The 21,723-nt window shown below is 63.4% G+C and carries 13 protein-coding genes; 11 read left to right on the top strand and 2 right to left on the bottom strand.

Translation table 11 applies throughout. The annotated features are described in order from the left end of the window. Positions 1–213: 213 nt before the first annotated feature. Genes TRP66_RS02830 through TRP66_RS02800 form a run of 7 tightly spaced genes read left to right on the top strand, consistent with a single transcriptional unit; the run spans position 214 to position 4,071 of the window. Positions 214–879: a hypothetical protein gene (locus tag TRP66_RS02830; protein ID WP_333399799.1), complete on the top strand. Its 666-nt coding sequence runs from the start codon at positions 214–216 to the stop codon at positions 877–879. 36 nt (positions 880–915) lie between these two features. Continuing rightward, positions 916–2,028 (top strand): phage tail protein, encoded by a 1,113-nt coding sequence (locus tag TRP66_RS02825; RefSeq protein ID WP_333399798.1) that lies wholly within the window; start codon positions 916–918, stop codon positions 2,026–2,028. Beyond that, positions 2,028–2,384, top strand: a complete 357-nt coding sequence (locus tag TRP66_RS02820; protein ID WP_333399797.1) for a hypothetical protein — start codon at positions 2,028–2,030, stop codon at positions 2,382–2,384. Before TRP66_RS02825 ends, TRP66_RS02820 begins: the two co-directional genes overlap by 1 nt. After that, positions 2,377–2,655, top strand: coding sequence for a tail fiber assembly protein (locus TRP66_RS02815; protein ID WP_333399796.1), 279 nt, complete (start codon positions 2,377–2,379; stop codon positions 2,653–2,655). Before TRP66_RS02820 ends, TRP66_RS02815 begins: the two co-directional genes overlap by 8 nt. A 58-nt stretch (positions 2,656–2,713) precedes the next feature. Then, the gene (locus TRP66_RS02810; protein ID WP_333399795.1) at positions 2,714–3,202 is read left to right on the top strand and encodes a glycoside hydrolase family 24 protein; all 489 of its coding nucleotides are present in this window, start codon (positions 2,714–2,716) and stop codon (positions 3,200–3,202) included. Continuing rightward, a complete protein-coding gene (locus TRP66_RS02805) occupies positions 3,199–3,723 on the top strand; it encodes a DUF2514 family protein (protein ID WP_333399794.1) in 525 nt (174 codons plus the stop codon). The genes TRP66_RS02810 and TRP66_RS02805 overlap by 4 nt, the downstream gene beginning before the upstream one ends. 54 nt (positions 3,724–3,777) lie before the next feature. Continuing rightward, complete coding sequence (locus TRP66_RS02800; protein WP_333399793.1) at positions 3,778–4,071, top strand: hypothetical protein; 294 nt, start codon at positions 3,778–3,780, stop codon at positions 4,069–4,071. Positions 4,072–4,194: 123 nt separating this feature from the next. Here TRP66_RS02800 and TRP66_RS02795 read toward each other — a convergent pair whose 3' ends face one another. After that, complete coding sequence (locus TRP66_RS02795; protein ID WP_333399792.1) at positions 4,195–5,295, bottom strand: tyrosine-type recombinase/integrase; 1,101 nt, start codon at positions 5,293–5,295, stop codon at positions 4,195–4,197. Positions 5,296–5,392: 97 nt separating this feature from the next. On the opposite strand from TRP66_RS02795, the gene dusA reads away from it, so the two are divergent. Further along, positions 5,393–6,403, top strand: a complete 1,011-nt coding sequence (dusA, locus tag TRP66_RS02790) for a tRNA dihydrouridine(20/20a) synthase DusA (protein WP_333399791.1) — start codon at positions 5,393–5,395, stop codon at positions 6,401–6,403. 104 nt (positions 6,404–6,507) lie between these two features. Then, positions 6,508–6,939: a universal stress protein gene (locus TRP66_RS02785; protein WP_333399790.1), complete on the top strand. Its 432-nt coding sequence runs from the start codon at positions 6,508–6,510 to the stop codon at positions 6,937–6,939. Between the two features lie 9 nt (positions 6,940–6,948). On the opposite strand, the gene TRP66_RS02780 is transcribed toward TRP66_RS02785, so the two are convergent. After that, entirely contained in the window at positions 6,949–7,479 is a 531-nt protein-coding gene (locus TRP66_RS02780; protein WP_333399789.1) for an RNA polymerase factor sigma-70, read from the bottom strand. A gap of 317 nt (positions 7,480–7,796) precedes the next feature. Here TRP66_RS02780 and TRP66_RS02775 point away from each other — a divergent pair, with 317 nt between their 5' ends. Together TRP66_RS02775 and TRP66_RS02770 are read left to right on the top strand one after the other, a co-directional pair. Beyond that, positions 7,797–8,555, top strand: coding sequence for a thioesterase II family protein (locus TRP66_RS02775; protein ID WP_333399788.1), 759 nt, complete (start codon positions 7,797–7,799; stop codon positions 8,553–8,555). 86 nt (positions 8,556–8,641) lie between these two features. Next, positions 8,642–21,619, top strand: a complete 12,978-nt coding sequence (locus TRP66_RS02770; RefSeq protein WP_333399787.1) for a non-ribosomal peptide synthetase — start codon at positions 8,642–8,644, stop codon at positions 21,617–21,619. The last annotated feature ends 104 nt before the right edge of the window (positions 21,620–21,723 follow it).

The following is a 21,723-nucleotide window of genomic DNA, read 5'->3' as shown; positions in this document are numbered from 1 at the left end:
GCAAAAGATTACGCAACAGTTCTCCGTACCTGGATGCAACAAGGCAAACGCGGTTGCGATGACCCTTCCGATAGGCCCGTCATCTGATCTCGATAGACAACTTGAAACGGAAATGACTGATGGGGTCGTCCTTGTACGGAATTTCATCAACGGTTTCGACAGCCCCAATATCTCGCGTAGCACTATGAGACTGATTGTTATGAGGTGGTACTGATGCCGTCCTACGGTTTTGCTGCGATAAACGACTCAGGAGTGGTGTCAATTGACTCCGAGTATGCCCGATTAAGCGTACTGGTGTCCGGAAGGTATTCAGGTTCGGGTCAGAGCGTAACTGTCACATTTCCTGCGCCCATCGCCACTCAAGAGCCGCCATTGATATTCGTCAGGCCGGACAACAATAACGCCACGGTTGTCATCGGATGCTCGCTTGGCGGGACGCCTGGGAACTGGACATCCTTCACGGTAATCGGGCAAACAGGGTATAGCCCTGCCGGGAAGTACTTCATTGGGGGTTTTATGGCCTCTCCGAAAGCTCATTACGGATTCAGGCTATGGGATGGTTCAGGAACCCTGATTTTCGATAGCGGGACCACCTCTGCAGTTTTCTCAAGGTTTTTTCAGAACTGGACATATGTAATGTCCACTCAGGGCGCTCAAGGTTTCTATACGAACTGGTACTCATCGCCTTTTAATCCATCAACAGACGAATACCTGATGATCAATAACGCGACCATGAGAATGCTCGCGGGCGACAACGTTGGTAGAACTTGCGGCATAACATTCGACTTTGCCCGCTCGGAGCTCTGGTTCACGACAAGCGCCCTGAGCAACCCAATAGCTTTCATGCTGCCCGCCGTGTTCGCAAAAATTGTCGCGTAGGCGATCTGATAACAAACTCTTCCAAGGATTAAATCCATGAGCTGGTATAAGTCAGGGACGGTCTCTGTCGTCCTCAATTCGGCCACCGTCACAGGTGCCAACACTCAATTCGCAGCCAACACGCGGGTCGGCGATGCCTTTCGCGGACCGGACGGCCGCTGGTACGAAATCGTCAACGTTGCCAGCGACACAGTGCTTTCCATTTCCCCTGCTTATCAGGGTGCCACGGCCAGCGCCGGCAGCTACGCACTGGCGCCGATGCAGGGCTACGTGAAGGACTCGGCTGACGCGCTGCGTTCGCTGGTCAATCAGTTCGGGTCCGTACTGGCGGTTCTTGGTACGACTGGAACGCAAGCCGGTATTCGTGCCTCGCTGGGCCTTGGTGCCGCCGCAACCGAAAGCATTCTCCCAATTGCCAAAGGTGGCACTGGCAGGCCAGACGGTAAGGCGATCTTCAATAGTCTTGGGGTAGCGTCTCCATACGGCCCAGAAGTAACCACGCAGGGCATGTACATGAGCTGGAACGGCGAGGTAGCCCCGAATGGTGCGGGCAACTTCGTTTGCAACCGAGGCACTGGCGCAGGCGGATTCACCTGGAGGTCAGTGAACGGTAACAACACCGCTACCGGCCCGACGATGACCTATTCGTATGACGGACTTCTGACGGTTCAGGCCATTGCGGTCTCTAGCCCTATCCAGGTCGGTTCGGGCGGCACTGGCGGCAATACCCAAGCGACTGCGAGATCAGGTCTAGGCCTCGGCTCTGCGGCAGTGGCGGATATAGTAGGGCTGGTAGCCTCTGGCGCTATTATTGAAACCGCAACAAATACAAATGGCACTTACATAAAGTTTGCTGATGGCACACAAATCTGCCGCAGGAAAGAAAGGACCGTTAAAACACTCAATCAGGCGTCGGGCGCCTTATTCTGGGGTGGGGCCGAGGGAGAAAAGGCCTTCCCTGCTGCCTTCATTGCAGCCCCAACCATAAATATCACCGCGACATTGGAAACGGGAGAGGCGTGGTTTGCTGGGGCAGCATCTCTTTTACTGTCCACAACCAGTTGGCCCAACGGGATTGTGTTCACACAAGTCTCTCGTCCGATCCAGCAAGTCGCTGTGGATTACTTGGCAATAGGGAGGTGGAAATAATGATTATCAAATTATCACCACAGCGACGGGACGACACCCTTTCAGTGGTCCGCTCTGGGTCGATCCTAATAGTAAACGGCGAGGAATTTAATTTCTCAAGAATGAGGGATGGCGACACGCTTCCCGCTGGTGCGATTCAATCAATCTGGTTCTTTGGTCAGGTCGACAACATAGGCGGTGAACTTAGCCTGACGCTGATTCTCCCGCTGCCTTCCAATTACAGCCCAGAACAAGCATTCCCCGTCGATCTGGTCAACTTACCGGATGGACCTGTCGTTTTCCCGGCACCGCTGCCGCCCGGGCGATACAACGAAGAAGTCGCTGACCCAGCCGAAGAGGTAGCATCTGATGAGTAACATCGACTGGTCACAATTGATCACCAAGGAAATGAAAGAACAGGCAGCCGCGGCGCAAGCGCTGGCCGCTGTCGTCGCGGAGACTGCGAGACTTCGCGCACTCGCAGACGCGGCTATCGCGCCATTGCAGGATGCCGTGGATATCGATGATGCGACCGACGCTGACGTGGCCATGCTCAAGGCATGGAAAAAATACCGAGTTGCGCTGAACCGATTGCCCGATCAGCCAGGGTACTCGACTACCATCGACTGGCCCGCCATGCCGGCCTGAATTAACCGAACAAAGAACCCCGCCATCGAGCGGGTATTTTTTTGCCTGGAGAAAAGCAATGCCCAGAATTTCCGCACAGATGGCCGGCGGCGCGAACGTGCTCGCCTTCCTGGACATGATCGCCCAATCGGAAGGCACCTCGACCGTGAAGGGGAGCGACGACGGGTACAACGTCCTGTACGGCGGCGGACTGTTCCACGGTTATCAGGATCACCCGCGCCAGCGCCTGACCTTTCCCATCAATGGCAAGCCGGTCACCAGTACGGCGGCCGGACGGTACCAGTTGCTCGAGCGCTATTGGGATGCGTACCGGGTGAGCATGCGCCTGCAAGGCGGTTACACCCCAGAGAACCAGGACCGGATCGCGCTGCAACAGATCCGCGAGCGCCGGGCGCTGGAGGACATCAAGGCTGGCCGGATCACCGACGCCATCCGCAAGTGCTCCAACATCTGGGCCAGCTTCCCCGGTAACGACTACGGCCAGAACCCCCACAAGGCGGAGCGGCTGCTGGCGTTCTATGACGCCGCCGGCGGGACGTTCGCATGACAGCGCTGTTCAAGGCCGTGCCGCTGTGGGTCTGGGCGATCGTGCTGTTGATCGTGCTGCTCGCCGGTGCGCTGGTCTACCAGACGCTGGAACTGGCCGCCGTCCGGGCCGATCACGTCCGGTACGTGTCTGCGGTTGAGGCAGCAATGACCGAGGCAGCCAACGCAGCCCGCGCGGAGGAACAGCGCCGCCAGCGTGAAATCAACCAGGTGAGAAACGATGCTCAAGATCAAATCAAAGCTGCGGCGGCTGATGCTGCTCTGGCCGCTTCTACTGCTGACAGCCTGCAGCAGCAAGTCGACAAGCTGCTGGCCGGTCGCCGAACCTGCGATTCCCGAGTTGCCGAGGGAAGCCAGACAATCCGAGACCTCACCACTGTGCTCGCCGACCTGCGCCGCCGGGCTGACGAGAGAGCGGGAGAGCTGGCGGCAGCTGCTGATGCAAGTCGAATAGCTGGCCTCACATGTGAGAAAGCCTACGAAGCGCTCAGTGCATCCCGTCCGGGGCCGATTGCCAGATGACCGATCTCGACAGCAGAATACTGTATCTACGTACAGTTTTCGCAGAGCGCCGTCATGCAGGGATATCCGGAAGAATGGATTCGCGAGTTCAAGAAAGACAACGAGTTCGCCATCAACCCCTACGGGCGCTGCGCAGATCTGTGCGACATGGCCTATGCGATGCACCGGCGGCGCGAGATCAGTTCTGACCAGCTCCAGGACATGCTCGAGCTGGCCGAATCCGGCAAGGAATGGGGGCTGACGGAGCAGGAAGAGGCATGGGATATCGGCCTGTTCACCCAGCAGAAGGAACCGGACGAGCCAGGCCAGGTGCGGATCGCCAACGGCAAGGCCTGGATCGTGAAATAGATGGCCGGCCAGGCGAGGGACGCGCCGGACCGGCCAGCTGGGTAGAGAGCGATCATCTAGGGAGCCCAGCCCTGTAAGTAATAGCTCCGGGGCGCGTCCCAGCAACAACCGGAAGACGGGCGGTCAGCGAATCACCGGCCCATTGATAACCCTTTCCACCCACGGCCACCCTTTATAGGGGTCGCCGTTTCCCCTCAGGTGCGTATAGCGCCTCATCGAGTTCCAATCCCGGTGGCCGGAAACAGAGGCCACTTTCGGGATATCCCACCCCATTTCGAACAATCGACTCACCCCATCATGGCGAAGGTCATGGAAATGCAGGTCATCGATCTCCAGGAATTTGCACGCCCGTGTGAAGGACGCCGAGATTGACCGCGAGTTGTACGGGAATACCTCGTCCGCCACTTTCGGCATCGACTGGAGAATCCGCCACGCTTCATCCGGCATATGGCACCAGATGTCGTTGCCGAATTTCTGGCCGGGGTTCTTCATATCGGTGATCAGCGCTGCCTGGCGCGATTCATCCAGGGTGTTCCAGTGGATCCGCGTGATCTCTTCCTGTCGACGAGTGGAGAACAGCGCGAACAGCGTCACCCGTACCATGTCGATCTGTTGCTTTCGGCGGTCCCGCATTTCCTCGAAGTAGGTGAGAATCCGCTGCAGCTCGCCCAGGGTAGGGCGGCGCTCCCTTTCCCGGCTGCGCGTGACGGCGCCCATCTTCTTCAGCACCTTGCGCGCGTCGGGCATTGCCATCGGGTCGATTTCATAACCCCACGCAGGGCGGGCGACGGCCAGCACCGCGCCGAGGTGCGCCAGATCATTACCCACGGTCTGCGGCTGGATGCCGGCCGATTCCATCCGGTCGAGCGCGTACTCGACCAGCTTCTGGCTGGTGATCTCGCGGTCTTCCAGCTTGCCGAGCCAGGTCTCGCCGATGGCGGTGAGTGTGGCGCGCTTGGTCTTGCCCAGCGGCCGAAGCTTTTCGTATTCGTCCAGGTAGCGCGTGATCATCGTTTTGACTGTGGTGCCCTGCCGGTTCGCCTTATCAATAGCGCCCGGCTCTGACATTTCCGTTTCGCGCTTCTTGATCCAGTTCTGCGCGGCGGTCTTACGGTCGAAGGTTTGGGTTTCCTGATAAACTGTTTTGCCCTTCCGCATGATCCTGATCTGGGCATGGTACGCCGTGCTGCCGTCCTGGCGCTTGCGGACAGAGATAGAACCCATTTTGCTGAAACCTCCGAACGATTTGCTGAATTTCAGCAAGGAGCGACGGAGAATAGGCGAAAACGGGAGTAAACAATAGAGAATGAGTAAAACGTAAATGCACGCGGAAACCGCAGAAAACCTCGTAACCCCAGCAAATCCGGTAGTCAGGAGGTTTTCTGTTGCGCCGATGATGGACTGGACCGATCGCCATTGCCGGTTCTTCATGCGCCTGCTGTCGAAAAATGCGCTGCTGTATACCGAGATGGTCACGACCGGCGCGCTGATTCATGGGGATCGCGAGCGCTTCCTGCGCTATGACGAAGCCGAGCACCCGCTGGCGCTGCAGCTGGGCGGCAGCAATCCGGCGGACCTTGCGGCCTGTGCGCGCATGGCGCAGGACGCGGGTTACGACGAGGTCAATCTGAACGTCGGCTGTCCCAGCGACCGGGTGCAGAACAACATGATCGGCGCCTGCCTGATGGGGCATCCCCAACTGGTGGCCGATTGCGTCAAGGCGATGAACGATGCGGTCAGCATCCCGGTTACGGTCAAACATCGTATCGGCATCAACGGTCGTGACAGTTACGAGCAGTTGTGCGATTTCGTCGGCACCGTGCACGAAGCAGGGTGCGACAGTTTTACAGTGCATGCGCGCATCGCGATTCTGGAAGGCCTGTCGCCCAAGGAAAACCGTGACATTCCGCCGCTGCGTTACGACGTGGTGGCGCGGTTGAAAGCTGATTTTCCGGCGCTGGAGATCGTCCTCAATGGCGGTATCAAGACCCTGGAAGACTGCAAGACCCATCTTCAGACCTTCGACGGCGTGATGCTGGGTCGCGAGGCTTATCACAATCCTTATCTGCTGGCCGAGGTGGATCGCGAGCTGTTCGGTGCCGCCACCCCGATCATGGGGCGCGCCGAAGTCATCGAGGCCTTGCGCCCGTACATCGCGGCGCATGTGCAGAGCGGCGGCACCATGCATCACATCACCCGCCACGTGCTGGGCCTGGGGTTGGGGTTCCCCGGCGCGCGGCGTTTCCGCCAGCTCTTGTCGGTAGACATTCACAAGGCCGAAAACCCGTTGCAGATCCTTGATCAGGCGCAGGCTTTTCTCGGCGAGCGCTGAATGTCTGGGCTCTTCTTGAGCTGGGTCAAACAAGCCGTCTGGGACAGTGGCTGACGACTTTGCTGGGGGCTATGTTGAATGCATACCCTTCAAGGAGAGCAGTCATGCACAAGGTTCTGGTTCCTTTCGACGGTTCGGAACATTCACGGCGGGCGCTGGATTATGTGATCGGCCTGGCGGGCAAGCTTGCCGAGCCGCCTGAGGTCCATATCTTCAACGTGCAGCCTAACCCTATCGTCTACAGCGACTACCTGGCGCCCGACATGATCGAAGGCGTCCAGGCCGGTCTGTACAACGAAGCCAACCGGGTGCTGGCCAAGGCGGTCGAGCGGCTTTCGGCGGCCGGCGTCAACTTCCAGTCCCACGTCGACCTGGGCAATGTCGCCGAGCAGGTCGCAGCGGCGGTGACCAAGCTGGGCTGCGACACCGTGGTCATGGGCACCCGCGGGCTGGGCAACTTCGGCGGACTGTTGCTGGGCTCAGTCGCGACCCGTGTAGTGCACGGCGTTTCAGTGCCGGTCATCCTCATCAAGTGAGCGAACCGGTCAACCCTGTGTCGCGCTGACCTTTCGGCAATGGACCAGCGCGTCGCGAATCATGAAGTTGACCAGCGTCGGGGAAACGCCCAGTTCCTTGGCGATATCCTTCTGCGGCACGCCGTGCAGGCGATACATCTCGAAGGCATAGCGTGTCCGCGCGGGCAGTTCGGCCAGCGCATCGGCAATCTGCTCAAGGCTTGCGAAATTGATGTGCGAGGCTTCCGGCGACGCGCCCTGAATCACCACGTTCAGCCCTTCGGCCTCAGGCCCGGTGTATTTCTGCTCCAGCGCCTGCTTGCGATAGTGATCGATCGCCAGGTTTCGCACGATCTGGAACAGGTAGCTGAGCTGCGCCTTGAACGACAGCGTGACCTGAGGGGCCGAGCGCAGCCGGAAGAATGCGTCCTGCACCACGTCCTCGGCGCGTGACCGGCAACCGACGATGCGCGCGGCGATCTTGACCAGCAGCAGATAGTTATCGACGAACGCCTGCAGCAGAGGCGAGTCGCAGGTTTTTGTGAATGCTTGATCCGTCATTGAATTCACCTTGCTACGAAGCCATGAGTGAAGCGCGAGCGGTTCGGCCGCGCCCTCCGATGGGCCGATAAATTAGTCGTAATGATAATTATTGTCAAATGCGAAGATCAATCACTGCATCTTTGCAGGGCAGCGCGCTGATTCATGCACTCCGGACGTGCGTACGTCGGCAAATGCGACTAATTATTTCCAGGTGACATCCGTTCTCACTGGTGACACGCGGCCGAGGCTGCACGCATTTATCAGGAGGACATCATGGGTCACGATTGCCCGCATCGCCGTGCCGGAACCGGCGCCTCACCGCAACGAGGCCTGCTATGAACCCGTCGGCGAACCTGAACCTGTTCTGTCTCCCTTACTCAGGCGCCAGCGCCATGTGCTACAGCCCGTGGCGCCGAGCGCTGCCGGACTGGCTGCGGGTTCGGCCGCTCGAACTGCCGGGCCGGGGCATGCGCATGAACGAGCCGTTGCAGACCCACATGGCGTCGCTCGCCAGCCACTTGGCTGATGAAATCGCCGCCGAGACCGACGCGCCTTATGCCTTGTTCGGCCACAGCCTGGGCGGTCTGCTGGTGTTCGAACTCGCCCATGCGCTGCAGGCCCGCGGGCTGCCCGCGCCCTTGGCGTTGTTCGTCTCCGGGACCGCTGGCCCTGCACGCCGGGATGTCAGCGACTACGCCGTCGAAAAGACCGACGAGCAGTTGCGCGAGCGCCTGCGTGAATTGCAGGGCACCAGCGAGAGCGTGCTGGCCAACGCCGAGCTCATGCAGCTGATGCTGCCGATCCTGCGGGCCGATTTCCTGCTCTGCGGCAGTTTCGTCCATGGCGGACGCCAGCCGCTGGACGTGCCCGTGCATGTGTTCGGCGGTAAACAGGACAGTGTGACGGTCGAGCAGCTTCTGGACTGGCAGGAGGAAACCAGCAGCGGCTTCTCGCTGGACATGTTCGAGGGGCATCACTTCTACCTCGTCGAGCAGCAGGCGCCATTGCTGCGCCAACTGCGTCGCTACGTCGAACAGCATCTGATCCGCTGGCGCAACCGAGTGAACCGCGAGCCTGTCCAGGCCGCCAGCTGACGCCGCGCCCGAACGGCCCGGCAAGGGCCTGATGCTTTAGAACCCCAGACTTCATCTGGCAAGCCGAATACAGCAGGAACCTCATCATGGATGCGTTTGAACTTCCCCTCACTCTGGCCGATGCGCTGCAACGACGCGCCGCGCAGACCCCGGCGCACCTGGCGCTGCGGTTCCTCACCGAGGAAAACGACGAGGGGCAGGTGCTGACCTACCGTGATCTGGACCGGCGCGCGCGAGTCATCGCGGCGGCCTTGCAGCAGCGGGCCGAACCCGGCGACCGGGCGATCCTGCTGTTCCACAGCGGCCCGGACTACGTCGCCGCATTCTTCGCCTGCCTCTATGCCGGAGTGATCGCAGTCCCGGCCTACCCGCCGGAGTCCAACCGCCGGCATCATCAGGAGCGCTTGCTGTCGATCGTCGCAGACGCCGAACCGCGCCTGCTGCTGACCGCGTCCGGGTTGCGGGAGGCCTTGCTGGAGCTGGACGATCCGGAGGGCACGGAAACGCCGCCGCTGCTTTGTGTCGACGAGCTGGACGAGACGCTGGGCGAGGGCTGGCAAGGTCCGGCGCTGCACGGCGACGACATTGCCTTTCTGCAATACACCTCCGGGTCCACCGCGCTGCCCAAGGGCGTGCAGGTGACCCACGGCAATCTGGTTGCCAACGAACTGCTCATTCGTCGCGGGTTCGGCATCGACCTCAATCCCGATGACGTCATCGTCAGCTGGCTGCCGCTCTACCATGACATGGGGCTGATCGGCGGGTTGCTGCAGCCGATCTTCAGCGGCGTGCCTTGCGTGCTGATGGCGCCGGCTTATTTTCTGACCCGGCCGCTGCGCTGGCTCGAAGCGATCAGCCGTTATCGCGGCACCATCAGCGGCGGACCGGACTTCGCCTATCAGCTCTGCGCGTCACGCGTCAGCGACTCCGCGCTGGAACGTCTCGACCTGAGCCATTGGCGAGTGGCGTATTCCGGCTCCGAGCCGATCCGTCAGGACAGCCTCGACAGCTTCGCCGAGAAGTTCGCCAGCTGCGGCTTCACGCCGGACTGTTTCTTCGCCTCCTATGGTCTGGCCGAGGCCACGCTGTTCGTCGCCGGCGGCCGGCGTGGCAAGGGCATCCCCTCGTTGCGCCTGGACGAGCAGGCCTTGGGACGTAACCTCGTCGAGCCGGGGCAGGGCAGTCCGGTCATGAGCTGCGGCACCGCCCAGCCAGGCCACGCCGTGCTGATCGCCGACCCGCACAGCCTCGAAGTGCTGGGAGACAACCGGGTCGGCGAGGTCTGGGCCTGCGGCCCGAGCATTGCCAAAGGCTACTGGCGCAACCCCGAGGCCAGCGCCAGGACTTTTATCGAGCATCAGGGCCATACCTGGCTGCGCACCGGCGATCTGGGTTTTCAGCGCCATGGCGAGCTGTACATCACCGGGCGACTCAAGGACATGCTGATCCTGCGTGGTCAGAACCTCTATCCGCAGGACATCGAGAAGGTGGTGGAGCGGGAAGTCGATGTGGTCCGCAAGGGGCGAGTGGCCGCGTTCGCGGTTGCCCACGATGGCGGCGAGGGCATCGGTATCGCCGCCGAAGTCGGGCGCAGCGTGCAGAAGATCCTGCCGGCCGCCAGTTTGATCGACGCGATTCGCCAGGCCGTCGCCGAAGCCTTCCAGGAGGCGCCGAGCGTGGTGGTCTTGCTCAATCCAGGCGCGCTGCCCAAGACCTCCAGCGGCAAACTGCAGCGCTCGGCATGCCGCTCCCGGCTGGCCGACGGCAGCCTGGACGCTTACGCGGTGTTTCCGGACAGCGAGGCCGGCGGCAGTCAGACGCCAGAGCCGTCGGGCAGCGGATTGCAGGCGCGGGTGGCGCAGGTGTGGCGCGAGTTTCTTGATGTAGAGCAGGTGGCGGCGGACGATCACTTCTTCCTGCTTGGCGGCAATTCCATCGCCGCGACTCAAGTGGTCGCCAGTCTGAAAGATGCGCTTGGTATCGAGTTGAACCTGCGCGTGCTGTTCGAAGCGCCGACGCTGGCGGCCTTCGTGGCACGCCTGGAACAGCTGGTGGCGAGCGGTGAAAGAACCTCCGGCATCGAGCGACTCGCGGGGGATCGGGATCTGCCTCAGTCGCTGGCGCAGAACCGCTTGTGGTTCCTCTGGCAGATGGACCCGCAGAGTTGCGCCTACAACATTCCGGGCGGCCTGCACCTGCGTGGCGAGCTGGATGAGTCCGCCCTGCGCGCCGCTTTCCAGCAACTGATCGAGCGCCACGCGTCGCTGCGCACCCGTTTCGAGGAGCGTGACGGGGTGGCGCTCCAGCACATCGACGCCCCCGCGCCGCTGAACCTGGAGCTGCATGACCTTTCGGACCTGCCACAGGAGCAGCGTCAGGCGCGTGCGCTGGAATTACGCGAAAAACAGGCGCGCCTGCCGTTCGATCTGCAAAAAGGCCCGCTGCTGCGCGTCGCGCTGGCGCGTCTGGACGAGCAGGAGCACCAGTTGCTGGTGACCCTGCACCACATCATCGCCGATGGCTGGTCACTGAATATTCTCCTCGACGAGTTCGCTCGCCTGTATGCCGCCGCCGTCCAGCAGCAGCCCGTCGATCTGGCGCCGCTGCCGGTGCGCTATGCCGACTACGGCCAGTGGCAACGCCAGTGGCTGGCGCAAGGCGAAGCCGAGCGCCAGCTCGATTACTGGAAACGACAGCTCGGCGACGAGCATCCTGTACTGTCTCTGGCCACCGACCATGGGCGCGGGTCGGCCCGACAGCACAGTGCTTCACGCTACAGTCTGCGTCTGGACGCTGAACTGAGCGCCGCCATACGCGGCGCGGCCCAGGCATGGCAGTCGACGCCGTTCATGCTGCTGCTGGCCGGTTTTCAGGGGCTGCTGCATCGCTACAGCGGCCAGCGCGACATCCGCATCGGCGTGCCCGGCGCGAACCGGCCGCGCAGCGAAACCGGGGGGCTGGTGGGCTTTTTCATCAACACGCTGGTGCTCAAGGCTGAAATCGATTCGCGCCAGCCGTTCACCGAGCTGCTGGCGCAAGCCCGTCAGACCGCGCTGGATGCCCAGGCCCATCAGGACCTGCCGTTCGACCGACTCGTCGAGGCCTTTCCCGAGGCGCGCGAGCAGGGCCTGTTCCAGATCATGTTCAACCACCAGCAGCGAGACCACAGCGCACTGCGCCGGCTGCCCGGCCTGTTGGCCGACGAGCTGCCCTGGCACAGCCGTGAGGCCAAGTTCGACCTGCAACTGCACACCGAAGAGGATCGCAACGGGCGGATCGGGTTGTCGTTCGATTACGCCGACGAACTGTTCGAACGGGACAGCATCGTGCGTCTGGCCCGGCACTACGTGAACCTGCTGACACAGGTCTGCCGTCGGCCGGAAACCGTACTGGGCGACGTCCGCTTGCTGGAAACCGGCGAGCTGGCCGAACAGGCGCAATGGGGCTCGGCCGCCTGCGCGCCGGCCCGTGTCTGGCTGCCGGAGCTGCTCGATCATCAGGCGCGACAAAGCCCGCACCTGACCGCGCTGGTCTGGGAGGAGGGCAGCCTTGACTACGCCGGCCTGCATGCTCGCGCCAACCGACTCGCGCACTATCTGCGCGACAAGGGCGTAGGCCCCGATGTTCCGGTGGCGATCGCCGCGCAGCGTTCGCCGCAATTGCTGGTCGGTCTGCTGGCGATTCTCAAGGCCGGGGGTGCCTACGTCCCGCTCGACCCGGACTATCCCCGCGAACGCCTGGCGTTCATGCTCGCCGACAGTGGCGCCGAATTGCTGCTGACCCAGAGTGCGCTGCTCGGCCATCTGCCCGCCGTCGAAGGCGTCAGCGTCATCGCCATGGATACCCTTAATCTGGATGGCTGGCCGAGCAGCGCGCCCGGTCTGCATCTGCAGGGCGACAACCTCGCCTATGTCATCTACACCTCCGGTTCCACCGGGCAGCCCAAGGGCGTCGGCAATACCCACGCCGCGCTGGCCGAACGCTTGCAATGGATGCAGGCCACTTATGCGCTCGATCAGTCCGATGTACTGATGCAGAAGGCACCGATCAGTTTCGACGTGTCGGTGTGGGAGTGCTTCTGGCCGTTGATCACCGGCTGCCGGCTGGTGCTGGCCGGACCGGGCGAGCACCGGGACCCGCGGCGTATCGCGCAGCTGGTTCAGGATCACGGGGTGACCACGCTGCATTTCGTGCCGCCTCTGTTGCAAGTGTTCATCGACGAACCTCTGGCGGCCGGGTGCACCAGTCTGCGTCGAGTGTTCTCGGGCGGTGAGGCTCTGCCCGCAGCCCTGCGTGACCGGGTGCTTCAACAACTGCCGCAAGTACGGCTGCACAATCGCTACGGCCCCACCGAAACGGCGATCAACGTGACCCACTGGCAATGCGCAGTCACGGACGGCGAGCGCTCGCCGATCGGCCGCCCGTTGAGCAACGTGCTGTGCCGGGTGCTGGACGCCGGCCTGAATGTCGTGCCACGGGGCGTGGCGGGCGAGCTGTGCATCGGCGGCATTGGCCTGGCGCGTGGTTATCTGGGGCGGCCGGGCCTGAGCGCCGAGCGCTTCGTCGCCGATCCCGCAGGTGAGCCGGGAGCCCGTCTGTACCGGACCGGAGACCGGGTGCGCTGGGCAGCCGACGGCACGCTGGAATATCTGGGTCGACTCGACCAGCAAGTCAAAGTGCGCGGCTTCCGGGTCGAGCCCCAGGAAATCGAAGCCTGCCTGCTGGCGCAGCCGGACGTGGCGCAAGCGGCGGTGGTGGTACGTGACACTGTGGCCGGGCCGCAATTGATCGGCTATTACACGACGACCGCGGCGCACTCCGCCACAACCGGGCACAGCGAAGAGATCAAGGCCGCGCTGACCCGCGAACTGCCGGAATACATGGTCCCCGCGCAACTGGTACGCCTCGACAACATGCCACTGGGGCCCAGCGGCAAACTGGATCGCCGGGCGCTGCCCGAGCCGGTCTGGCGGCACCGTGAACATGTCGAGCCGCACAGCGCCTTGCAGCAGCAGATCGCGGCGATCTGGCGCGACGTGCTGGGCGTGCCGCGGGTCGGCCTGCACGACGACTTCTTCGAGCTGGGCGGCCACTCGCTGTTGGCGACCCGCATCGTCTCCCGGGTGCGGCAGGCCTGTGATCTGGACCTGCCGTTACGGGTGTTGTTCGAAGCCAGCGAGCTGGGCGCGTTCGTCGCTGAGGTCGAGAAGATTCATGCGTCGGGCCTCGGCGGCGGTCAGCAACCCATCGAGCGGATCGACCGCAGCCTGCCGGTGCCGCTGTCCTATTCGCAGCAGCGCATGTGGTTTCTCTGGCAGATGGAGCCCGACAGCCCGGCTTATAACGTCGGCGGCATGGCGCGCCTGCGGGGCGAGTTGCACATCGAAGCATTCGAAGCTGCGTTGCAGGCGGTGATCCAACGTCACGAAACCCTGCGCACGGTGTTCCCCAGCATCGACGGCGTCGCCTGCCAGCAGGTCCGCGAGCACAGCGACCTGCGTATCGAATGGCAGGATTTCAGCGCGCTTGCCCCCGAGGTGCGCGAACAGCGGCTGCATGCGCTGGCCGACAGCGAGGCGCATCGCCCCTTTGATCTGGAAACCGGTCCTTTGCTGCGCGCCTGTCTGGTGCGCACCGAAGAGCAGGAACACTATTTCGTCCTGACCCTGCACCACATCGTCACCGAAGGCTGGGCGATGGATATTTTCGCCCGCGAACTGGGCCTGCTTTACGAAGCCTTCGTGGCGGGCCGGCCTTCGCCGCTCGAACCTCTGGCCGTGCAGTATCTCGATTACAGCGTCTGGCAGCGACAATGGATGGAAGCCGGGGAGCGCCAGCGCCAGCTGGATTACTGGACCGCTCAGTTGGGTGACGAGCATCCGCTGCTGGAGTTGCCGGCCGACCGGCCGCGTCCGCCGGTGCAGTCCCACGAAGGCGGGCTGTACCGCTTCGACCTGAGCCCGGAACTGGCCGCCCGAGTGCGTGCGTTCAACAGCCGCAACGGGCTGACCCTGTTCATGACCATGACCGCCACGCTGGCGACCTTGCTGTATCGGTACAGTGGCCAGACAGACCTGCGCATCGGCGCGCCGGTCGCCAACCGCATCCGCCCGGAAAGCGAAGGGCTGATCGGCGCGTTTCTCAACACCCAGGTGCTGCGCGTGCGGCTCGATGGTCAGATGAGCGTCGCACAGTTGCTGGAGCAGGTGCGGCACACCGTTATCGAAGGGCAGTCGCACCAGGACTTGCCGTTCGATCAGTTGGTCGAGGCCTTGCAGCCGCCGCGCAGCGCGGCCTACAACCCGCTGTTCCAGGTGATGTGCAACGTGCAGCGCTGGGAATTCCAGCAAAGCCGGACGCTGGCGGGCATGACCGTCGATTATCTGGTCAACGATGCCCGAGCCACCAAGTTCGACCTCAACCTGGAAGTGACTGAACTGGATCACCGGCTCGGTTGCTGCCTGACCTACAGCCGCGACTTGTTCGACGAGCCACGCATTGCCCGGATGGCGCAGCACTGGCTGAATCTGCTCGAAGCGCTGCTGGTCGAGCCGGACCGCGCTCTGAGCGAACTGCCGCTATTGCAGGCGCAAGAGCGTCAAGCGCTGCTGGAAAGCCTGGGCGAGGAACCGGGCATTCACCGGCTCGACCAGACGATCCATGGCCTGTTCGCCGAGCAGGCACGACTGCGCGGGCAGGCGCCGGCCCTGACCTTCGCAGGGCAGACACTCAGCTACACCGAACTGGACCAGCGCGCCAATCGTCTGGCCTGGATGCTGCGCGAACGCGGCGTCGGCCCGCAGGTGCGCGTGGGGCTGGCGCTGGAGCGCTCGCTGGACATGGTGGTCGGCCTGCTGGGGATCCTCAAGGCCGGCGGCGCCTATGTGCCGCTGGACCCGGAGTACCCGCTCGAACGTCTGCGCTACATGATCGAGGACAGCGGCATCGCGCTGCTGCTCAGTCACGCCAGCTTGCTCGATGCGCTGGGCGAGTTGCCGCAAGGCGTCGGTCGCTGGTGCGTGGAAGACGACGCCTTGGCGCTGTCGAACTATCCGGCCGAGGAACCGGGGGTGATGACCTTGCCGCAGTATCAGGCGTATCTGATCTATACCTCCGGCTCCACCGGCAAACCCAAGGGCGTGGTGGTGTCCCACGGCGAAATCGCCATGCACTGCCAGGCAGTGATCCGGCGTTTCGACATGCGCCCTGACGACTGCGAGCTGCACTTTTATTCGATCAACTTCGACGCCGCCACCGAACGTCTGCTGGTGCCGTTGCTGGCCGGCGCGCGTGTCGTGCTGCGTGCCCAAGGACAATGGGATGCTGAACAGATATGCGAGCTGATCCGTGAACAGCAGGTCAACGTGCTCGGCTTCACCCCCGGTTACGGCAGCCAGCTGGCGCAGTGGCTGGCCAGCCAGGCGCGAACCCTGCCGGTGCGCATGTGCATCACCGGCGGCGAAGCGCTGACCGGCGAGCATCTGCAGCGCATCCGCGAAGCCTTCCGGCCCGAAGCGTTTTTCAACGCCTACGGGCCGACCGAAACCGTGGTCATGCCGCTGGCGAGTCTGGCGCCTCAACGCCTGGAGCAGGGCGAAGCCAGTGTGCCGATCGGCCGCGTCGTGGGTGCCCGCCGTGCCTATGTGCTGGACGCCGACCTCACGCTGTTGCCGCAGGGCACCGGGGGCGAACTGCATGTAGGTGGGCCGGGACTGGCTCAGGGTTATCACCAGCGCCCCGGGCTGACCGCCGAGCGCTTCGTGCCCGATCCGTTCGCTGCCGACGGGGGCCGCCTGTATCGCACCGGCGATCTGGTTCGCCAAGGCGCGGATGGGCAGGTCGAGTATCTGGGCAGGATCGACCATCAGGTCAAGATCCGTGGTTTCCGCATCGAGCTGGGAGAAATCGAAACCCGCTTGCTGGAGCACGAGGCGGTTCGCGAAGCCGTGGTCCTGGCGCTGGACGCGCCTTCGGGCAAACAGCTGGCGGCCTGGCTGGTCACCGATTCTTGCGATGCCACGGCGCTGCGCGAGTCGATCAAGGCACGCCTGGCGTCGCAATTGCCTGAGTACATGGTCCCTGCGCACCTGATCCTGCTCGACAGCATGCCACTGACCAGCAATGGCAAGCTGGACCGCCGTGCGCTGCCGGCGCCGGACCTTAACCGCGAGCAGTACGCGGCACCGAGCGGCGCGCTGGAGCAGACGCTGGCCGCGATCTGGAGCGCGGTCCTCAACGTCGAGAACCCTGGCGTCGACGACAACTTCTTCGAGCTGGGCGGTGATTCGATCCTGTCGATCCAGGTCGTAAGCCGGGCGCGACAGGCCGGCATCCATTTCACGCCGCGCGACCTGTTCCAGCATCAGACCGTGCGAGCCCTGGCGGCGGTGGCGACGACCACCGAGCAGGTCCGGGTGGAACAGGGCCTGCTCGAAGGCGACTCGGCGCTGACGCCGATTCAGCACTGGTTCTTCGAAACTGAAGTGCCTCGGCGACATCACTGGAATCAGGCGGTGGTCTTGGAACCTGCCGAGCCTCTCGACGCGGCGTGCCTGGAGCAGGCGTTGCACGCGGTGCTCGAGCATCACGACGCGTTGCGCCTGAGCTTCGGCATGCACGAAGGCGGATGGCAGGCACATTTCCGGGACGTCGACCAGACGAGCGTGCTCGCGCAAGCCACCGTTGCGCACATGGACGAATGCGCGGCGCTCTATACCGAAGCGCAGCAAAGTCTGGCGCTGGAGCACGGGCCGTTGCTGCGCGCTTTGCTTGTCAGCGGGCCGCAGGAAGCCCGCCGGCTGCTGATCGTCGTTCATCATCTGGTGATCGACGGCGTGTCATGGCGTGTGCTGCTGGAGGATCTGCAAGCGGTCTATCGACAGCTGTGCAACGGCCAGAAGCCGGCCTTGCCGGCCAAGACCAGCGCACTGCGCGACTGGGCGGCGCGCTTGCAGGCCTATGCCGGCAGCGAATCGCTGCGCGAAGAGCTCGGCTGGTGGCAGCGCCAGCTGCAAGGCCCCGAGGCCGTGCTGCGGGGCGTCCGGCATGAGGGCGGTCGTGAGCATCGGCATGCCAAGACCCTGAGCGTGCGACTTAATACCACCCTTACTCAGCAACTGTTGCAAGTCGCACCCTCCGCGTACCGCACGCAAGTCAACGATTTGCTGCTCACGGCCCTGGCGCAGGTCCTATGCCGCTGGAGCGGACAGCCATCGGCGCTAATTCAGCTGGAAGGGCATGGTCGCGAGACGCTATTCGAAGAGATCGACCTGACGCGCAGCGTCGGCTGGTTCACCAGCGCCTATCCGTTGCGTCTGACGCCGGCGCTCGATCTGTCCGACGCTGGCGCGTCCATCAAAGCCATCAAGGAGCAATTGCGTCAGGTACCGCACAAAGGGCTTGGCTACGGCGTGCTGCGTTATCTGGCCGACGCGTCCAGTCGCGCCGCGATGCAGGCGCTGCCGGCGGCGCCGGTGACCTTCAACTACCTGGGCCAGTTTGACCAGAGTTTCGGTCAGGACGCGCTGTTCCATCCGCTGGAGGAGTTAGCGGGGGAGGCCCACGACCCGCGGGCGCCGCTGCCCAATGAGCTGAGCATCGACGGCCAGGTCTACGGCGGCGAGCTGGTGCTGCGCTTCACCTTCAGCGCCGAGCGCCATGATTCCAGCGCCATCGACGAACTGGCCCAGGCCTATATCGTCCAGTTGCAGAGCCTGATCGAACATTGCCTGGCGGACGGCAACGGCGGCCTGACGCCATCGGATTTCCCGCTGGCCGGTCTCGACCAGACGCAGCTGGACAGCCTGCCGGTGCCCGCCGCGCAGATCGATGACGTTTACCCGCTGACCCCGATGCAGGAGGGCATGTTGCTGCATACCCTGCTGGAGCCCGGCACTGGTCTGTACTACATGCAGGACCGCTACCGCATCGACAGTGATCTGGACCCGCAGCGCTTCGCCGCGGCCTGGCAGGCGGTCATCGCCCGTCACGAAGCCTTGCGTGCGTCCTTTTGCTGGGATATCGGTGCGACCATGCTGCAAGTGATCCACAAGCCGGGTGGCACCTCGTTCGACTACCTGGACTGGCGCGACGTGGCGCCGGAGCAGCAGGAACCGCAGCTTCAGGCGCTGCTCAAGCGCGAGCGCGAAGCCGGCTTCGAACTGCTGACGCAGCCGCCGTTTCATCTGCGACTGATCCGCGTGGCCGAAGCGCGCTACTGGTTCATGATGAGCAATCACCACATCCTGATCGATGCCTGGTGCCGCTCGCTGCTGATGAACGATTTCTTCGATATCTATATGGCCATGGGCGAAGGGCGCGAAGCGCGACTCGCGCCGGCGCCGCGCTACCGCGACTACATTGCCTGGCTGCAACATCGCGGCTTGAACGAGGCCCGCGACTGGTGGCGGCACAACCTGCGGGGTTTCGAGCGCCCGACGCCGATTCCCAGCGACCGGCCGTTCCTGCGCGAACACGCCGGTGACAGCGGCGGCATGCTGGTCGGCGACTGCCATACCCGTCTGAACCCTGAAGACGGCACGCGCCTGCGCGAGCTGGCGCAGCAGCACCAGTTGACCGTCAATACCTTCGCCCAGGCGGCATGGGCGCTGACCCTGCGCCGCCTGAGCGGTGACAAGGACGTGGTGTTCGGCGTGACCGTCGCCGGCCGTCCGGTGGACATGCCGGACATGCAGCGCACGGTCGGCCTGTTCATCAACACCATTGCCCTGCGCATTGCGCCGCCCGGCGATGACCAGCGTTGCAGCGTTCGCCAGTGGCTGACCCGCCTGCTGGAAAGCAATATGGAACTGCGCGAGTACGAGTACCTGCCGCTGGTGAGCATTCAGGAACACAGCGAAGTGCCCAAGGGCACACCTTTGTTCGACAGCCTGTTCGTGTTCGAGAACGCGCCGGTGGAACTGTCGGTACTGGATCGCGCGCAAAGCCTCAATGCCACCTCGGATTCGGGCCGCACCCACACCAACTATCCGCTGACGGCGGTCTGCTACCCCGGAGACGAGCTGGGTCTGCACCTGTCCTACGATCAGCGATATTTTGACGAGAGCACCGTGCAGCGCATGCTGGGTGAGTTCAAGCGCCTGCTGCTGGCGCTGGTGGACGGCTTCCAGGGCGAGATGGCCGAGCTGCCGCTGCTGGACGCCGACGAGCGCCGGTTCCTGACCGAAGACTGCAACCGTAGCGCCCGGGACTATCCGCTGCACACCAGCTACGTGGAGCAGTTCGAGGCACAGGTGGCAGCCCATCCGCAGCGTATCGTTGCGACTTGCCAGACGAGTCGTTGCAGCTATGCCGAACTGAACAAGGCCGCCAATCGTCTGGGCCATGCGCTGATCGACGCAGGCGTGGGCTTCGATCAGCCGGTCGCGCTCCTGGCCGAACGCGGGCTCGACCTGTTGGGCATGATCGTTGGCGCCTTCAAGGCCGGTGCCGGTTACCTGCCGCTGGACCCGGCGCTGCCCGATGCACGGCTCAGCGGGGTGATCGTCCAGAGCCGGGCGCCGGTGCTGGTCTGCGAGATTGCCTGTCTCGCCCAGGCCGAAAAACTGCTGGCATCGATCGACATGGCGGTGCGGCCGCAACTGTTGGTCTGGGAGGACGTTCAGCGGGGTGAGCATGGCGATGACAATCCGCAGCGCTACAGTGCGCCGGACAACCTGGCCTACGTGATCTTCACCTCCGGCTCCACCGGGCAGCCCAAGGGCGTGATGGTCGAGCAGCGCGGCATGCTCAACAACCAGCTGAGCAAAGTGCCGTATCTGGACCTGACCGAGCAGGACGTCATCGCCCAGACCGCGTCGCAGAGCTTCGACATTTCCGTCTGGCAGTTCCTCGCCGCGCCGCTGTTCGGCGCGCGGGTGGACATCGTCCCCAACGACATCGCTCGCGATCCGCGCGCACTGCTTGATCATGTCCGCGAGCAGGGCATCACGGTGCTGGAAAGCGTGCCTTCGCTGATCACCGGACTGCTGGCCGAGGACACTGCCAGTCTGGACGGACTGCGCTGGATGCTGCCGACCGGCGAGGCGATGCCGCCCGAGCTTGCCCGCCAGTGGCTTGAACGCTATCCGCGAGTCGGGCTGGTCAATGCCTACGGCCCGGCAGAGTGTTCCGACGATGTGGCGTTCTTCCGGGTCGACCCAGCGTCCACCCACGGCGCCTACCTGCCCATTGGCACACCCACCGACAACAACCGCTTGTATGTGCTGGACGACTCGCTGGAACTGGTGCCGATTGGCGCAGTGGGCGAACTCTGCGTAGCCGGGACCGGGGTAGGGCGTGGCTACGTGGGCGACCCGCGTCGCTCGGTGCCGGTCTTCGTGCCCGATCCGTTCGGAGCCCCCGGCGAGCGCCTGTATCGCACCGGCGACCTGGCGCGGCGTCGCGCCGACGGGGTGGTGGAGTACGTGGGGCGCACGGATTATCAGGTCAAGATTCGTGGCTATCGGATCGAGCTGGGCGAAATCGAAGCAGCCTTGCTCAGGCACTCCGGGGTTCAGGACAGCGTCGTGACGGCGCTGGACGGCCAACTGGTCGCTTATGTATGCCTCGGAAGCGCGATCCTGTCCGAGCATGATTCGCAACTCGTTCGGGATCAGCTTAAAGCGCACCTGAAACAGTCCTTGCCGGACTACATGGTTCCGACCCATCTCGTGTTGCTGGACGCCATGCCCCGGACCCCGAACGGCAAGCTGGACCGCAAGGCGTTGCCGGCACCGGACGTCGAGCTGCTTCGGCAGGTTTACGTCGCGCCACAGACCGAACTGGAGCGGCAGTTGGCCGAAATCTGGGCCGAGGTGTTGAAGCTCGAACGAGTAGGTATCACCGACGGTTTCTTCGAGCTGGGCGGGCATTCGTTGCTCGCCACCCAAGTGGTGACTCGCGCCCAGCAATTGCTCAAGCGCAACGTGCCGCTACGGGCGATGTTCGAATTCAACACCGTTCAGGATCTGGCCCGACATCTTGAGGGGCTCGGCGGGCCGGAGGCCGACGAGCAGAAATTCGACCGGCTCGAAGATCTGATGGCCGAGCTTGAAGGGCTCTGACTCAGAGAAAGATGCGGAAACGCCGTTGGACCTGTAAATCCGCGGCGCTCCTGCGCGTTTGCTGTTGAAGAAAGACAATCGTTGCCTGACCCGCGCGAACCGGC

Source organism: Pseudomonas sp. JDS28PS106, from assembly GCF_036706555.1.
Classification (GTDB): Bacteria; Pseudomonadota; Gammaproteobacteria; order Pseudomonadales; family Pseudomonadaceae; genus Aquipseudomonas.
This window is presented reverse-complemented; position numbering and strand designations above follow the sequence as displayed.

Coding starts and splice junctions, on each gene's coding strand:
- TRP66_RS02795 (WP_333399792.1), bottom strand. CDS start 5,295: ATGGGTTCTATCTCTGTCCGCAAGCGCCAGGACGGCAGCACGGCGTAC.
- TRP66_RS02775 (WP_333399788.1), top strand. CDS start 7,797: ATGAACCCGTCGGCGAACCTGAACCTGTTCTGTCTCCCTTACTCAGGC.
- TRP66_RS02770 (WP_333399787.1), top strand. CDS start 8,642: ATGGATGCGTTTGAACTTCCCCTCACTCTGGCCGATGCGCTGCAACGA.
- TRP66_RS02820 (WP_333399797.1), top strand. CDS start 2,028: ATGATTATCAAATTATCACCACAGCGACGGGACGACACCCTTTCAGTG.
- TRP66_RS02800 (WP_333399793.1), top strand. CDS start 3,778: ATGCAGGGATATCCGGAAGAATGGATTCGCGAGTTCAAGAAAGACAAC.
- TRP66_RS02825 (WP_333399798.1), top strand. CDS start 916: ATGAGCTGGTATAAGTCAGGGACGGTCTCTGTCGTCCTCAATTCGGCC.
- TRP66_RS02810 (WP_333399795.1), top strand. CDS start 2,714: ATGCCCAGAATTTCCGCACAGATGGCCGGCGGCGCGAACGTGCTCGCC.
- dusA (WP_333399791.1), top strand. CDS start 5,393: ATGCACGCGGAAACCGCAGAAAACCTCGTAACCCCAGCAAATCCGGTA.
- TRP66_RS02830 (WP_333399799.1), top strand. CDS start 214: ATGCCGTCCTACGGTTTTGCTGCGATAAACGACTCAGGAGTGGTGTCA.
- TRP66_RS02815 (WP_333399796.1), top strand. CDS start 2,377: ATGAGTAACATCGACTGGTCACAATTGATCACCAAGGAAATGAAAGAA.
- TRP66_RS02780 (WP_333399789.1), bottom strand. CDS start 7,479: ATGACGGATCAAGCATTCACAAAAACCTGCGACTCGCCTCTGCTGCAG.
- TRP66_RS02805 (WP_333399794.1), top strand. CDS start 3,199: ATGACAGCGCTGTTCAAGGCCGTGCCGCTGTGGGTCTGGGCGATCGTG.
- TRP66_RS02785 (WP_333399790.1), top strand. CDS start 6,508: ATGCACAAGGTTCTGGTTCCTTTCGACGGTTCGGAACATTCACGGCGG.